The organism is Wenyingzhuangia sp. IMCC45467 (genome assembly GCF_054111205.1).
The window spans coordinates 1,220,780-1,236,354 of record NZ_CM134196.1; the positions used below are offsets into that span (position 1 = coordinate 1,220,780).

The window sequence follows — 15,575 nt, forward strand, 5'->3', positions numbered from 1 at the left end:
CTTAAAAAAATAATAACTATTGCGCTTCTTCTTTTTGAAGAAGCGTTTTTTCATTTCTCTTTTTTAAATATTCACTTGGACTAATATCAAACTTAGCCTTAAAAATTTTAGAAAAATAACTTCTACTACTAAAACCAACAGTATAAACTATTTCAGACACATTCATATCAGTAGTATTCATTAACTCTCTAGCTTCTCTAAGTCTAACATGCCTAATATACTCGGTAACGGTTCTGTTGTACAACAATTTAAAACCTTCTTGTAATTTTGCTTGTGTTAACCCTGTTTCTTCAGAAATAGATTCTAAAGAATAATCTACAGCAGGTACTTTAATAATTTTTTTAGCGTACTTTCTAATTAGTTTTAATTCACTTTTTAACAATGAGGTTTCTAACACCTTACCATTCATAGCCTGGTTATGCTGAAAAATATGTTGTGATAATATTTCATAAACTTTACTTTCTATTAACAACATTCTTATCAACCCTTTCTTTTTAATGTTTTCTATAAAATTAATATGATCTGCCAACTTTAAGTTATAAGCTCCATAATGAGAAAATTTATTTTCATGGTCTTCATCTAAAAACACTTCATATAATTGCTTATTAAGAGTATCCATAGGAGTAATAGCTCTTTTTAAAAACTTGTTTCTTAGTACGTGAATTTCATGAGTTCTTACTTTAACTTCTTTAGGAAAATAGGTATAACTAAACCCTCCATCTTTCCCAGAAGTAATAACAGATTCAAACTGGCCAATCTTATGTTTTTTTGTAGAATTATGAAAATGATGCTGGTAAAAACCTTCTAAACAGTATGAAAAACGAATAGGATTGTAAAAAGAAGTGTCTCTAAGCAACAAAACCTCATCATAAAAAATCATGTTTATTTCAAACAAACTAACCCCTCTATCAAAAACAATATACCTAATAGTTCCAAAAGCTTTTTTATTATTTATTTTTAAAATATGCTCTCCCCATTTTTCGGTTAGTTGCCCCCCTAAATGAGCCTGAATTTGTTTAACAGATTCTTCTAAATGAGTAGCGGTTATATTTATTTCTATCATAGCAAATGATTCTTTTACTTTATATAACGTAAAGATACACTTATCAAGTATAGCATTTACTATAAAGCGAGTACCAATAAGTCATAAAATTAAAAAAATAGCAATAGAGTTCATATCCAAACGGATTGCGTTCAATCAAACTTTAGTATCGTTGTATCTTTACAATAGAGAGTAAACAACTTGTTTTACTCATTTGTTTAACTAAAAAAAACATTGTTATGCTAAGATGGACCATATCATTTATTATACTTGCTATTATAGCCGGATTATTCGGTTTTACAGGAATTGCAGCTGGTGCTGCTAGTATTGCCAAAATACTATTTTTCTTATTTATTATTCTTTTTGTACTTTCCTTATTATTTGGAAAAAAAATAGTTTAATTAAAACAACATGAAAAAATTAATCATACCCATTGTAATGTGTGCATCACTTTTATCATTCTCTTGTAAAGAAAAATCTCAAGCAGAAAAAGTAGAAGACAAAATTGAAGAAATTAGCGACGATATAAGTGATGCTGCTCACGATGTAGGAGACGAAATTAAAGATGCTGTTAACGAAGTAGCAGATGAAGTGGAAGATGCCACTGATTAAAAAAAATCATCTTAAAAAAATTAATTTATTAAAATCATAAAAATAAAACACCATGAAAAAGTCAATTTTACCAATCGCAATTGTATTATTTATATCTGTAATTTCTTTCTCTTGTAAAGAGAAGTCTAATTCAGAAAAAGTAGAAGATAAAATGGAGCAAATAGGAGACGATATTGATGATGCTGCTCACGATGCTGGAGATGCCGTTAAAGATGCTGCCGAAGAAGTAGCAGATGAGGCCGAAGATGCTACTGAATAATATAATGATTCACTAATTAAAATTTCAAAATAAAATTTTAACTTTATTATCCTAAGAAACCAGAGAAATTATTCTCTGGTTTTTTATTGTAACAACCCTAAACCCCATAATAATTATGATGTTTGATAATAAAAACATAAAATTTGTTAGCTACGGAGAAATTTTATTTGATGTTTTTAACGATGTTAAAAAAATTGGAGGTGCTCCTTTAAATTTAGCTTCAAGAATTAATTCTTTTGGATTTTCTGTGTCTATGATTAGCGCTATTGGAAATGATAAAGATGGAAAAATACTGATTGATTATTTACAAAAACAAAACATTAACACCAATGGAATTATTACCAACAGCTATCCTACAGGATTGGTTGATGTTGAATTAGACGAACATAAATCAGCTACTTATACCATTAAACATCCCTCTGCTTGGGACAAAATGAAATATAACAGTACATTGGATGATATTGTAAAAACATCTGATGTTTTTTTGTTTGGAAGCCTTGCTTGTCGTGATGAAGTATCTAGAAACACCCTGTACTATCTATTAAAAAACAATCAACCCTATAAGGTTTTTGATGTTAACTTAAGAGCTCCTCATTATAAAATGGAAACTTTAAAAACATTAATGAATCATGCTGATTTTATAAAATTTAATGATGAGGAGTTGTTAGAAATTTCTGCTGAATTAGGCTCCACTTTTACCACTATTGAAGATAACATTAACTTTATTTCCAAACACACCAATACTCATGCTTTATGCGTAACCAAAGGCAAAGATGGAGCTGTGTTGTTGTGGAAGGGTAATTTATATTACAATCCAGGTTTTACAATTACAGTAGTAGATACTGTAGGTGCTGGAGATTCTTTTTTAGCTTCCTTAATAGCTCAATTATTAAGCAATGGAGAAGCTCAAAAAGCCATCAATTTTGCTTGTGCAGTGGGATCTATTGTTGCTAGTAATAAGGGAGCCAACCCAACCATTAGCGAAGAAGAAATCAATAATTTTTTAGATACTTTAAACTAAAAAAAAGGTCAAATCATACATGGTGATTTTATATTTATTATTTAAGAAGCTTTATTTAAAGAATGTACAAAACTTTCCCAATCTTTAAATTTTTCTTCACTCATTACTCTTTCCATTTTAACCTGTCCTCCTTTTTTCTTTTGATGTGCATTCCATTCTGCAAAAACATTGGTAGGGACTATACTTACTTTTATTCCTTTTAAGGCTTTTGTTCTAGCCACTTTATAATTATTATTAGCTTCTGATAATAATTGATCGAGAGTTTTGGCTATTTCAACTTCATCTAAAGAAGCATGATCCGTTCCTAAATACCAATGGTGATGAAATTCTTCATTAATTCTAGTAGCAGCCAAAGTAAATTCTGGTATTTCTATATCGTATTTATTTTCTAGCTCTCTTAAAGCAGCATCCATTTTGCTAACGGATAATTGAGAACCTACTACATTTAAGAAAAACTTGGTTCTTCCTGTAATTTTAATTTCTGCACGTGCTACATCTGTAAACGCAATAGTGTCTCCTATTAAATATCGCCAAGCTCCTGAAACAGTTGAGATTAACAATACATAATCTTTATCTTTTTCTACCTCATCAATAGTCAATACAGGTGCGTTTTGATCTAAAGAACCATCTTCTAAAATATATTCTGGTTCAAAAGGAACAAACTCAAAATAAATACCATTGTCTACCACTAACTTCATGGCAGATGTTTCTGGCCTTTCTTGAAAAGCAATAAAACCTTCTGATGCCAAATAAGTATCAATAACCGTAATAGGATGTTTTAACAATTTATTAAAACTTTTTTCATAAGCAGAAAACGCCACTCCACCCGAAGTATAAACTTGTAAGTTTGGCCAAATATCATGTATATCTTTTGCTCCATGATGTTCAATCACTTTTTGCATCATCATTTCCATCCAAGACGGAATTCCACTAAGTCCAGCAATATCCCATTCTTTAGCTCTTTCGGCAATTTCTTCTACCCTTTCATCCCAATCATCTATTTTTGCAATGTCTTCTCCTGGTTTATAATAGCCTCTAAACCAACTAGGAATATTAGCTGCTGATATTCCACTAATTTCTCCTTCCAATTTGTCATCACGTTTATCTAAATCGGTAGAACTTCCAAGCATCATCATTTCTTTTTCAAAAAATTCTGATGGCAAATCAAAATTAGCCAAAGCCTCTACTTGTTTAATTCCAGCATCTCTAATAGCCGTAATCATTTCATCCGTAACTGGAATTCTTTTACTTTTTTTACCAGTAGTACCAGAACTTAAAGCAAAATAATCTGGACTTCCTGGCCAACTTACATTTGGTCTTCCTTCAATAGTTTTATACCACCATTCTCTTTCCATTTGATGATAATCAAAATAAGGTACTTTATCTGCAAAAGCTTTCTGTATATCTTCCGAGGCTAATATTTTTTTAAACTCATACGCTTTTCCAAACTCTGTATCTCTACCTCTTTCAATTAAATGTTGTAAAACTTCTAATTGAGCTTCTTTGGGTGATACTTCTGGAGTTAATGTTTCTTTTAATTCTATTGCTGTTTTTATAATACTTCCTATAATTGCCATCTTTATTTTTTTAAGTTGTTAATACTGTCTGTTTCTGCTATCAATTCTAAAATTTCATCGGGAGAAACATATAATCTTTTAATTCTATTTTTATATACCTCTGAAAAATCTGCATGATTTAAAATATAATTTTTGGTTGCCAAAATGTACGCTCCCATTCCATTAGAAACCGCATAAGAATCTGCTACTCTTTCTGCTTCTCTAATATGTTTACCTGAAAACAAGTAACGAAAACCAAAAAAAACCAAATTAAGACCACTTCTATTTTTATAATCCATAATGTGCCCCAATTCATGTCCTAACCAACCTATTAAAACGTTTTTAGGTATTTCATCTAGACTTACTTTTTTGTTTTCTACCATAAAATTGTGACTGATGTATATTTTATATTTTCTACTCTTGGTAGGATTTAAAATGGTTGAAAAAACAGGTTGAGCTTTCATAAAAGATGTTTTTAAACTGGGTTTTATAACAAATTCTATGGCTGTTTTTTCTAAGCCAGGATAATGAGACAATGCTATATTGGCTTCGTCTTTAATTTTTTCTGGTATTATTTTGTCTGATATTTCTTGTGCGCTCATATAATGATAAAATCCTAATGCGATTAAAATAAGTAAGATGAATATTTTTACTTTGCTTGTTTTCATAACTAAGCACAAGTTAAACACAGATCCTTTTTTTTATGAATTCATATGCATTAAATATGAACGCTATTGAGTAGATCCCTTTATTAATTATAAAATTAAAAGTAAGTTCGTTGTGTTATCTGTTTAAAAAAGGAATGCATTATGAAAAAACTTATCAATTATTTTATAGTATTTAAAGATTTAAGTGTAGAAACCTATAAAAACTGGACCAAAAACAATCCTTTTCAAATGAGTGCAGCAGTGAGTTATTATGCCTTATTTTCTTTTCCTGCCCTTCTTATTATTTCCATTCATTCTGTAGGACTTATTTACAATAAGAATGAGGTGAAATCTAAAATTATAAATGAAGTTTCTTCCGTTTTAGGAAATGATTCCGCTAATTTAATTGAAACCATGCTTCAAAATTCTTTTGATGAAGAACAGTCTAAAATTGCTTTAATAATTGGACTTGCCACTTTAATTTATGGAGCTACAGGAATGTTTATAGCCCTACAAAAGGCATTAAACAGTATTTGGAACATAAAACCTTTGCCTAGCAACAGTTTTTATAAACTTATAAAAGATCGTTTGTTTTCTTTAGGGCTGGTTTTAATTATTGGTTTTTTACTATTAATGTCTCTTATACTAACAACATTAATCACCATTCTTACAGATTGGATACAAAGTCACTTTTCTAACTATATATTATATCTTTTTCAAATCATTAACTTTTTTATTCCTTTAGGATTAATAACCATTCTATTTGCTTTTATTTTTAAAATTTTACCAGACGTAATCATTTCTTGGAAAGATGTTTGGTTAGGGGCTTTTGTAACCAGTTTACTATTTAGTATTGGAAAGTATGCTTTAGGCATTTACTTTGGAACCACAAATCCTGGCTCTACTTTTGGTGCTGCTGGTTCAGTTATTTTAATCCTTTTATGGGTTTCTTATTCTTGTCTAATTTTATTTTTAGGAGCAGAATTTACCAAAGTCTATGCTACCAAATACGGAAAAGGACTTGTTCCTAACAGTTATGCCAAACTTGTTGATTAAAGTACAACGTTTAGGAATTATATACCTCAAAAACATAAGATTATATCTTTATAATAACTAATTAATAAATCTTTGTTAAAACTGAGGAAAAACAGAAAAACTAAAATAGAATTCATTTACCTTAGTTTGTTTTAGAAAGTGGGTATATAAACCCGTACAAACTATCAACAAGTAATAACATATGGCTCTAAAAGTAGTAATCTCTCATAAGACAAAATACAAGTACGATTGTTCTGTAAATTTATCACCACATATATTTAGGTTAAGACCTGCACCACACAGTAGAACTCCTATAGAATCTTATTCTTTAAAAATTGAGCCAGAAGACCATTTTTTTAACTGGCAACAAGATCCTTTTGGAAATTATCAAGCAAGAGTTGTCTTTCCAGAAAAAACAAAAGAGTTATCCATTGCTGTAGAAATTGTAGCAGATTTAAAAACCATCAACCCTTTTGATTTCTTTGTAGAAGACAGTGCAGAGGAATATCCTTTTGAATATAGTGAGATTACCAAAAAAGAATTAACTCCATATTTAGAAGTCACCGAGGATAGTGATTTACTTCAGGAGTTTTTAAAAACCATTGATTACACTCCTAGAAAAACCATTTATTTTTTAATTGACATCAACAGAAAAATATATGAATTTTTAAAATACAACATCCGTTTAGAGCCAGGAGTACAAAGTTCAGAAGAAACATTGGCCTGTGGTACTGGTTCTTGTAGGGACTATTCTTGGCTATTTGTACAAGTAATGAGACATTTAGGTTTTGGAGCTCGTTTTGTTTCTGGATACATTGTACAACTAAAAGCTGATGAAAAATCATTAGATGGTCCCTCTGGTCCCGAAGAAGATTTTACCGATTTACATGCTTGGACAGAAGTTTACTTACCTGGTGCAGGTTGGATTGGATTTGATTCCACTTCTGGTTTATTGGCTGGAGAAGGACATATACCTCTTGCTTGTACCCCGCATTACGAAAGTGCTGCTGCCGTTACCGGAGGAATTATTACAGATAAAAAATTTGAAACTGAATTTGAGTTTGAAAACTCAGTAACCAGAATTTTAGAATCTCCCAGAGTAACCAAACCTTATACAGAAGAGCAATGGAAAGCCATTGAAAAATTAGGTTATAAAGTTGAACGTGATCTACAAAAAGGAGATGTTAGGTTAACCATGGGGGGAGAACCTACTTTTGTTTCTATTGATGATATGGAATCTCCTGAATGGAATACCGATGCTGATGGACCTCACAAACGAAAACTTGCCAACGATTTAACCAAAAGGTTAATGGAAACCACAGGGGTGGGCGGAATGCTACATCATGCACAAGGAAAGTGGTATCCAGGCGAACCTTTACCTAGATGGGAAATTCAGTTATATTGGAGAAAAGATGGAAAAGCAATTTGGCACAATCCTGAATTATTATCATGCTTTTCACCAAACCCAACAGTTCCTAAAGATGCTGACATTCGTTTTTTAAAAACCCTTAGTAAGTATTTAAATGTTTCCCACAATCATATTATTCCCACGTATGAAGATGCTTTTTATATGCTTTGGGAAGAAGGAAACATTCCTGTAGATATAGACATTAGCAAACCTGATAGCGAAGATTTAATTAGACAAAGACTTGCCGAAATTTTAGCACAAGGAACACACAAAGCTGTAGGATATGTTTTACCTCTAAACAAACACAAAGACAAATGGTTTACTAGCGAATGGGTGTTTAGACGTAAAAACCTACACTTAACCCCTGGTACTTCTCCAATAGGATTAAGACTTCCACTAAGCTCGCTAATTACCAAACCAGAATATGAAGTTTTCCCTGTTTACGAACCCGATTTATTTAAAGAACGTAAACCTTTACCTAGTTTTAAAAGACTAGTAAACACAAGGTATAAAGATTTTTGTATTAACGGTTTAGACACCGACAAACCTAAATATTTTGTTAGAACAGCTATATGTTCTGAAGTAAGAGAAGGTAAATTGTATTTGTTTTTACCTCCTTTAGATAGTGCTGATGCTTTTCTTGATTTAATTGCTTCTATTGAAGCTACTGCTAAAGAATTAAACATTCCTGTTATTTTAGAAGGATACAACCCTCCACATGACAACCGAGTAGAATCTATGAAAATAACTCCAGACCCTGGAGTTATTGAAGTCAACGTACACCCAATGAAAAGTTGGGAAGAATTGGTTACCAACACTATGAATTTGTACGGAGAAGCTAAAAAAGCTCGTTTGGGTACAGAAAAGTTTATGTTAGATGGTAAACACACTGGTACTGGAGGAGGAAATCATGTTACCCTTGGGGGAACAAGCCCTGCCGATAGTCCACTATTAAGAAAACCTAGTTTGCTAAGAAGTTTACTTACTTTTTGGCAACATCACCCAGGATTGTCTTATTTGTTTTCAGGAGCTTTTGTTGGAGCTACTAGTCAAGCTCCAAGAATTGATGAAGCCAGAATGGAAAATTTATACGAATTAGAAATTGCTTTTAGTCAAATACCTAAAGATGGTGAAGTTCCTTTTTGGTTAACAGATAGATTGTTTAGACATCTTTTAACAGACTTAACCGGAAACACACACAGAGCAGAATTTTGTATAGATAAATTGTACTCTCCAGACTCAACCTCAGGAAGATTAGGAATTTTGGAACTTCGTGGTTTTGATATGCCTCCTCATCCACAAATGAGTTTACTTCAAATGTTACTAGTAAGAACATTGGTAGCATGGTTCTGGAAAAAACCATACGAACACGACTTAGTTAGATGGGGAACTGAGTTACACGACAAATTTTTAATAGAACATTTTGTAAGAGAAGATATTAAAGACATTGTTACCCAACTAAACAAAGCAGGATATAAGTTTGAGTTAGATTGGTTTGATCCTTTCTTTGAATTTAGATTTCCACTCCATGGAATGGTAGACATCAATAATATTCATTTAGAATTAAGAGCAGGTATTGAGCCATGGAACGTTTTAGGAGAAGAAATGACAGGTGGAGGAACCGCTCGTTATGTAGATTCATCCTTAGAACGTTTACAAGTAAAAGTGTCTAATTTTGTAAATGAAAGATATGTATTAACCTGTAACGGAGTTAAAGTTCAATTACAACCTACCTCTACTAAAGGAGAATTTGTGGCTGGAATTAGATACAAAGCTTGGGATCCATATTCTGCCTTACACCCAACTATCGGTGTAGACACTCCATTGTCTTTTGATATTGTAGATACTTGGAGTAGAAAATCTATTGGGGGTTGTAAATACTTTGTAGCACACCCTGGTGGTAGATCTTATGAAACCTTTCCTGTGAATAGTTTTGAAGCGGAATCTAGAAGAATCAACCGTTTTTGGGATATTGGAGAAACACAAACAGATGTAGATCAAATTGAAGAAATTACACAAAGCGAAACAGAAGCTCCAAGAAGAACTGTAGAAGAATTGGGAAGTTCAAAAAAATTCAGATATAAAACCATTCCAGTGGATAAAGAATTCCCAAATACCTTAGATTTGCGTAAAAAATAGAACCTTTAAATGACCACTAATTCAAATAAACTTTTTAAAGATTACTTATCTGATATTAAGAACTATGATGAGGTATTAAAACCCAATAAAGAAATCAATCTAAATTGGAAACCTTTATTAGACAACATTGATAATATTGGTGATGACAAACTAAAAAACCTTCAAAGTGAAATAGATTGGTTAATGGTAGAAAATGGGGTTACTTATAATGTTTATAACGACCCTAATGGTTTACACAGGCCTTGGGATTTAAATATAATTCCTTTTGTAATTAATGAAGAAGAATGGTTAGAAGTAGAAAAAGGAATTAAACAAAGAGCTGAACTTTTAGATTTAATTCTAAAAGACATTTATGGTGATAGAGAACTTATTAAAAACAAAATATTGCCTCCAGAGGTTATTTATGGACATAGAGGTTTTTTAAGACATGCTGATAAAATAAAATACACCACTCATAAATCTTTAATGATTTATTCTGCTGAAATCTCTAGAGGTCCAGACGGTAGAATGTGGGTAGTAAATGATAGAACTCAAGCCCCATCAGGAATGGGATATGCTTTAGAAAACAGATTTACTACAAGTAGAATTGCTTCTGAGTTATACAACAACATCAATGTAAAACAACCCTCAGCATTTTTTAACGATTTTAATCAAATGTTAATAGATGCTGCTCCTAAAAATGTTAAAAATCCAAACATTGTAATTTTAACTCCTGGACCACATAATGAAACTTATTTTGAACATGCATATTTATCGTCTCTTTTAGGGTATTCTTTGGTAAAAGGGAATGATTTAATTGTTCGTAATGGTTTTGTTTGGATGAAATCTTTAGATGGACTTAAAAAAGTAGATGTTATTTTAAGGCGTGTAGATGATATTTTTGTAGATCCTTTAGAGTTAAGAGAAGATTCTTATTTAGGAATTGCAGGTCTGTTAGAAGTTGTACGAAATCAAAACATTACGGTAGTCAATCCTATAGGAAGTGGTATTATAGAAAACTCTGGATTGGTGCCTTTTATGAATGCAATTTGCAACTACTTTTTTAAAGAAGATTTAATGCTGCCACAAATAGCTTCTTGGTGGTGTGGACAAGAAAAAGAATTAAAATTTGTTCTTAAAAACATCAAAAATTTTGTTGTTAAAAGAATTGATAGATCTAACAGAGAAAGTTTATTTTTCTGTGAATTTTTATCTGAAGAAGAAATTGAATCCTTAAAAAAAGAAATCCTAAAAAATCCGTATAGATTTGTGGCTCAAGAAAAAATATCCTTTTCATCAGCTCCAAATTACATCAACGGAAAATTAGAACCCCGAAAAATTGTTTGTAGAACATTTACCATTGCAAAAGGAAATGGTTATACAGTAATGCCAGGTGGTTTGGTACGTGTTGCTTCTGAAAGAAAAGAACTACGTGTCTCTAACCAGCGTGGTGGTGTTAGTAAAGATTTTTGGGTAATTAGCAACACTCCACAAACCAATATCCAACAATATACATGGAATAGTGCTCAGAATATTTCTGTATCAGATATCAATGATTTGCCTAGTAATACTGCCGAAAACCTATTTTGGTCTGGTAGATACTTAGGGAGAGCTTTGGTAACAGCTCGTTTTATTAGAATGGTGCTGAATAATATGAATAATGAGCAATATAATACCCGAAAATCTGAATCGGAAATATTGGCTTATTTATACAAAGCCATTACCAACATTACTTCTACTTTTCCTGGCTTTGTGGGGAAAGGTTCTGAAGAAACTCTAGCCAATCCGTTAAAGGAAATTCAATCTTTAATTTTAGATGAACAAAGAATTGGTAGCTTGGCTCAAACTTTAAATAGCTTTAACAATTCTTATTACAGTCTTAGAAATCTTTGGTCTAAAGACATGTGGAGAGTTTTTGATAGTATTAAAAAGCTTTGGAGAAATTACAATGCCAACGAAGAACCATCAATAGTATCTTTAACAAAATTGTTAGACAGAACGGTAACAAGGTTAATTGCTTTTATGGGGTTAATAGAAGAAAGCATATTGGTAAACCAAGGTTTATTACTTTATTTTATTGGTTTGCAAATGGAACAAGCAACCATGAATATTGCCAAATGCCGTTCTTTAATTGTGTTTAACTACGAAGAGCAATTGAATTACGAAATACTAGAATCATTACTTTCTAGTCATGAGAGTTTAAATATTTACAGATATAGTTATCGTTCTTATTTAAGTATAGATAATGTTGTTAATTTAATTATACTAGACAAAGTATATCCAAAATCTTTATCTTATCAATTAAAAAGAATAGAAAAAGATATTGAAAGATTGCCTTTACCAAAAGGGACTTTAGGGTTTTCTAAATCGGTAGAAAACATTAGGCAAGCAAATCAGTTAATAAACAACATCAATACTTTAACCTTATTAGATTTAAACGAAGATTTAACGCTAAGAGATAATCTTGAAAAACTATTATCAGAATTGAGTGATTTATTACACGAAACTTCTTTGGCAATTTCTAACACTTATTTTGATCATACGTATCAACAAACACAAATGGTAAAACAAAAAATTGTGCTATAATGATTTATAAAGTTATACATACAACTCAATATGATTATGAAGAAGGGGTTACTTTTTGTCATAACATGGCCATTTTAAAACCTAAAAACATTTTAGGGCAGCAATTAATTTCTTACGATTTACAAATTAGTCCTAAACCTGTTGAATTTTCTGAACGAGTTGATTTTTTTGGCAATACCATTACAAGATTTTCTATACAAGATCACCACAAACAATTAAAAGTTACTGCCATTAGTAAAGTAGATAGAAATCTTTTATCTGTTCCTTGTATTGACGATTTTGAAGCTGCAAAAAAAATTACTTTAACAGAAGCTTTAGATGTTTTAAAAGGTGTGAGTGATGATATTCTTGAAGCGAGACAATTTCAATTAGAATCTGTATTAATCAAAAATATAGGAGATAATATTAAAGCATATGCCGAGGTTTCTTTTAAACCCGATAGGTCTGTTTACGAAGCTAGTTACGAATTAATGCAACGTATATTTAAAGATTTTGAGTTCAACACTTCCTTTTCTAACGTTGCCACTCCTATTAGTGAGGTAATGAAAGAGAAAAAAGGAGTTTGCCAAGATTTTGCTCAAATTGCCATTGCCTGTTTGCGTTCTATGAATTTACCCGCCAAATACATAAGTGGATACATAGAAACATTACCACCTCCAGGAAAAGAAAAACTAATTGGTACCGATGCTTCTCATGCGTGGTTTTCAGTGTACATTCCTACTTTTGGTTGGTTAGATTTTGATCCTACCAACAATCAAATTCCAAAAAACCAACACATTGTAGTGGCATGGGGAAGAGATTATTACGATGTTGCTCCTTTAAAAGGAGTGTTATATAGCAGTGGAAAAAGTACATTAAAGGTATCTGTTGATATTAGACCTGATGGCGGATATCAACAAACACAATTGCAAATTCAACAGCAACAGCAGCAACAACAATAATTAACTTTCTATAATTTCTAACTGTTTAATAATTTGCTCTTTTGTAATAGGGTACTCTTTTCCGTTAACAATAGTTTGATAAACAGCTTCAAAAATGTGCATATAAGTGGCTGGTTCAGATTTTATGTTGATGGTTTTTCGTTCTATTTCGTTTAAAGCAATGGTCAACTCCCCTTCTACACCTTCTGGTTCAACCCCATAATTTGCATCGGTAATATGCATACCTGCCATCAACTGTTCTTCTTGTAAATTAATTCTTTGCTTTACATAAGTTCCTTTGGTTCCATGTACCACAAAAGACGATTGCGGATTGGGGACCAACATGCTTGCTGTAACATGAACGTGAATGTTGTTTGGAAATTCAATAAAAGCATACATAAAATCATCTACTTGAGTGTTTTCACGGTAATATCCTTTCTTTTTATGCCAACTAATTGGTAACCCAAATAAAGAAATGGCTGCATCAATAATATGAGAACCTAAATCATAAGTAATTCCACCTCCAGGAATATCGGCAGATTCTTTAGATATTTTAGGACCAATTGCGGTTTTGTACCTATCAAACCTAATATGAGCTTCTACCACCTCTCCTAAATCACCAGAGGCCAACACCTTTTTTACAGAAAGATAATCACTATCATACCTTCTATTGTGATAGGCTAAAATTTTACAATTGTTTTCAGCTGCTAAACTATATAAGTCTTTTGCTTGTTTTGAGGTGATCGCAAAAGGTTTTTCCATCAACACATGCTTTTTTGCTTTTAAAGTTTTTACAGCAAAATCGTAATGAGTGTTGTTTGGGGTGTTTACCACAATCAAATCAATGTTTTTATCGGCTAATATTTCATCAATATTATCATAACTAATCACATCAGGATAAACCTCTTTAATTGTTTTTTTACTTCTTTCTACCACCGCAGTTAAATCAAATCCTTTGTGTTCGTTTATAAAAGGGGCATGAAATACTTTTCCTGAAAGTCCATAAGATAACAATCCTGTTTTGATGATTTTTGACATGGATGACTCGTTTTTTTATTTAAGAATTAGCAATTTAAAACTTTAAAATCTTTTAATCACATCCTGTGTATATAATTATTCTAAATGATATCTTTGAGATAAAAAGAATTTATACATGTCAGTTCAATTGATTTTTGACAAAAAATGATATAGAGAACATATTTATAAATCAGAATTATTAATTCTCGATTCAAATTTCACTTAATATTTAGTGATATTCATACGGATTGACAGAGTTTCATAAAACACATTTGCATTGATTTCATTTTTAATAAAAAACATCTTTAAAGGTTTTATCAGCTTGTTTGGAGTAGCAACGCTGCTTTTCTTTTTGTTTAATTTATTGGGAGATCCTTCTAGAATGTTATTAGACCAAAGAGAAGATCAGGAACAATTAGAAAATATCAAAATTAAATACGGCTTAAACCTGCCCTTACACACTCAGTACATTAATTATTTAAATGATCTATCGCCTATTTCTTTTCATAGCAATAACAAAGAGGATTACACTTTTTTACCAGAAAAAAAATGGAGAATTACTTTTTTTAATACCGATGATTCTATTGGGGTGATAAAATTTCCAAACCTTAGAAATTCTTTTCAAAAAAACGATAAAGAGGTCAGCAGTATTCTAATAGAAACTTTACCCAACACCTTATTATTAGCGGTAACAGCCATTAGTATTGCTTTTGTGATTGGATTGTTATTAGGAATTGTATCTGCCTTGCAAGTCAATACTTTTTTAGACAAATGTATCATGGTCATTAGTACGTTGGGAATGAGTTTGCCTTCTTTTTTCTCTGCCATTTTATTCGCTTGGTTTTTTGGTTTTGTGCTACACGAATACACAGGTTTAGGAATGACAGGTAATATTGTTGAGGTAGATGATTTTGGTGAAGGCACTAAAATTGTATGGAAAAATGCCATTCTACCTAGTATTGTATTAGGAATTAGACCTTTGGCAGTCATTGTTCAGTTAACCCGAAACTCTTTGTTAGATATTTTAAGTAAAGATTATATCAGAACAGCAAAATCTAAAGGATTGTCTACTCAAGTCATCATTAAAAAACATGCTTTAAAAAATGCTTTAAATCCTGTAATTACAACTTTATCAGGATGGTTTGCTTCTTTATTAGCTGGTGCGGTTTTTGTAGAATATATTTTTAACTGGAACGGTTTGGGTAAAGAAATTGTAAACGCTTTAAATTCTTCCGACTTACCTGTAATCTCAGGAAGTATATTAACCATTGCTGCATTTTTTATTCTCCTAAATATTTTGGTGGATATTTCTTACAGCATATTAGACCCAAGTGTTGAATTAAAATAAAATATC

Annotated in this window: 13 protein-coding genes; 9 read left to right on the plus strand and 4 right to left on the minus strand. The window is 31.4% G+C overall.

All coding sequences use genetic code 11. The features are described 5' to 3' along the window. Positions 1-16: 16 nt before the first annotated feature. Positions 17-1,063, minus strand: coding sequence for a helix-turn-helix transcriptional regulator (locus ACXGQT_RS05115; protein WP_457830326.1), 1,047 nt, complete (start codon positions 1,061-1,063; stop codon positions 17-19). Between the two features lie 218 nt (positions 1,064-1,281). On the opposite strand from ACXGQT_RS05115, the gene ACXGQT_RS05120 reads away from it, so the two are divergent. From ACXGQT_RS05120 to ACXGQT_RS05135, 4 genes are all read left to right on the plus strand, one after another. Then, a complete protein-coding gene (locus ACXGQT_RS05120; protein ID WP_457830327.1) occupies positions 1,282-1,443 on the plus strand; it encodes a DUF1328 family protein in 162 nt (53 codons plus the stop codon). Positions 1,444-1,453: 10 nt separating this feature from the next. Next, positions 1,454-1,654 carry a hypothetical protein gene (locus ACXGQT_RS05125; RefSeq protein WP_457830328.1) on the plus strand — a complete coding sequence of 67 codons (201 nt, stop codon included), beginning with the start codon at positions 1,454-1,456 and terminating at the stop codon, positions 1,652-1,654. Positions 1,655-1,706: 52 nt separating this feature from the next. Then, on the plus strand, positions 1,707-1,913 hold the full coding sequence (locus tag ACXGQT_RS05130) for a hypothetical protein (protein WP_457830329.1): 207 nt from the start codon (positions 1,707-1,709) through the stop codon (positions 1,911-1,913). 115 nt (positions 1,914-2,028) lie between these two features. Beyond that, on the plus strand, positions 2,029-2,934 hold the full coding sequence (locus ACXGQT_RS05135) for a carbohydrate kinase family protein (RefSeq protein WP_457830330.1): 906 nt from the start codon (positions 2,029-2,031) through the stop codon (positions 2,932-2,934). A 41-nt stretch (positions 2,935-2,975) separates the two neighbouring features. On the opposite strand, the gene ACXGQT_RS05140 is transcribed toward ACXGQT_RS05135, so the two are convergent. Together ACXGQT_RS05140 and ACXGQT_RS05145 are read right to left on the minus strand one after the other, a co-directional pair. Then, positions 2,976-4,511, minus strand: a complete 1,536-nt coding sequence (locus ACXGQT_RS05140; RefSeq protein ID WP_457830331.1) for a GH3 family domain-containing protein — start codon at positions 4,509-4,511, stop codon at positions 2,976-2,978. Between the two features lie 2 nt (positions 4,512-4,513). Next, complete coding sequence (locus ACXGQT_RS05145; RefSeq protein WP_457830332.1) at positions 4,514-5,158, minus strand: hypothetical protein; 645 nt, start codon at positions 5,156-5,158, stop codon at positions 4,514-4,516. Positions 5,159-5,299: 141 nt separating this feature from the next. Here ACXGQT_RS05145 and ACXGQT_RS05150 point away from each other — a divergent pair, with 141 nt between their 5' ends. The 4 genes from ACXGQT_RS05150 (at position 5,300) to ACXGQT_RS05165 (ending at position 13,225) form a co-directional block, all read left to right on the plus strand. Beyond that, complete coding sequence (locus ACXGQT_RS05150) at positions 5,300-6,193, plus strand: YihY/virulence factor BrkB family protein (RefSeq protein WP_457830333.1); 894 nt, start codon at positions 5,300-5,302, stop codon at positions 6,191-6,193. Positions 6,194-6,374: 181 nt separating this feature from the next. After that, complete coding sequence (locus tag ACXGQT_RS05155; protein ID WP_457830334.1) at positions 6,375-9,719, plus strand: transglutaminase family protein; 3,345 nt, start codon at positions 6,375-6,377, stop codon at positions 9,717-9,719. Positions 9,720-9,728: 9 nt separating this feature from the next. Next, a complete protein-coding gene (locus ACXGQT_RS05160) occupies positions 9,729-12,284 on the plus strand; it encodes a circularly permuted type 2 ATP-grasp protein (protein ID WP_457830335.1) in 2,556 nt (851 codons plus the stop codon). Further along, the gene (locus ACXGQT_RS05165) at positions 12,284-13,225 is read left to right on the plus strand and encodes a transglutaminase family protein (RefSeq protein WP_457830336.1); all 942 of its coding nucleotides are present in this window, start codon (positions 12,284-12,286) and stop codon (positions 13,223-13,225) included. Before ACXGQT_RS05160 ends, ACXGQT_RS05165 begins: the two co-directional genes overlap by 1 nt. On the opposite strand, the gene ACXGQT_RS05170 is transcribed toward ACXGQT_RS05165, so the two are convergent. After that, positions 13,226-14,242: a Gfo/Idh/MocA family oxidoreductase gene (locus tag ACXGQT_RS05170; RefSeq protein WP_457830337.1), complete on the minus strand. Its 1,017-nt coding sequence runs from the start codon at positions 14,240-14,242 to the stop codon at positions 13,226-13,228. A 256-nt stretch (positions 14,243-14,498) separates the two neighbouring features. Here ACXGQT_RS05170 and ACXGQT_RS05175 point away from each other — a divergent pair, with 256 nt between their 5' ends. Then, on the plus strand, positions 14,499-15,569 hold the full coding sequence (locus tag ACXGQT_RS05175) for an ABC transporter permease (RefSeq protein WP_457830338.1): 1,071 nt from the start codon (positions 14,499-14,501) through the stop codon (positions 15,567-15,569). The last annotated feature ends 6 nt before the right edge of the window (positions 15,570-15,575 follow it).

What these genes read in the sequence shown, in the direction of transcription:
- ACXGQT_RS05115 (WP_457830326.1), bottom strand. Translation starts at nt 1,063, where the DNA reads ATGATAGAAATAAATATAACCGCTACTCATTTAGAAGAATCTGTTAAA.
- ACXGQT_RS05120 (WP_457830327.1), top strand. Translation starts at nt 1,282, where the DNA reads ATGCTAAGATGGACCATATCATTTATTATACTTGCTATTATAGCCGGA.
- ACXGQT_RS05125 (WP_457830328.1), top strand. Translation starts at nt 1,454, where the DNA reads ATGAAAAAATTAATCATACCCATTGTAATGTGTGCATCACTTTTATCA.
- ACXGQT_RS05130 (WP_457830329.1), top strand. Translation starts at nt 1,707, where the DNA reads ATGAAAAAGTCAATTTTACCAATCGCAATTGTATTATTTATATCTGTA.
- ACXGQT_RS05135 (WP_457830330.1), top strand. Translation starts at nt 2,029, where the DNA reads ATGATGTTTGATAATAAAAACATAAAATTTGTTAGCTACGGAGAAATT.
- ACXGQT_RS05140 (WP_457830331.1), bottom strand. Translation starts at nt 4,511, where the DNA reads ATGGCAATTATAGGAAGTATTATAAAAACAGCAATAGAATTAAAAGAA.
- ACXGQT_RS05145 (WP_457830332.1), bottom strand. Translation starts at nt 5,158, where the DNA reads ATGAAAACAAGCAAAGTAAAAATATTCATCTTACTTATTTTAATCGCA.
- ACXGQT_RS05150 (WP_457830333.1), top strand. Translation starts at nt 5,300, where the DNA reads ATGAAAAAACTTATCAATTATTTTATAGTATTTAAAGATTTAAGTGTA.
- ACXGQT_RS05155 (WP_457830334.1), top strand. Translation starts at nt 6,375, where the DNA reads ATGGCTCTAAAAGTAGTAATCTCTCATAAGACAAAATACAAGTACGAT.
- ACXGQT_RS05160 (WP_457830335.1), top strand. Translation starts at nt 9,729, where the DNA reads ATGACCACTAATTCAAATAAACTTTTTAAAGATTACTTATCTGATATT.
- ACXGQT_RS05165 (WP_457830336.1), top strand. Translation starts at nt 12,284, where the DNA reads ATGATTTATAAAGTTATACATACAACTCAATATGATTATGAAGAAGGG.
- ACXGQT_RS05170 (WP_457830337.1), bottom strand. Translation starts at nt 14,242, where the DNA reads ATGTCAAAAATCATCAAAACAGGATTGTTATCTTATGGACTTTCAGGA.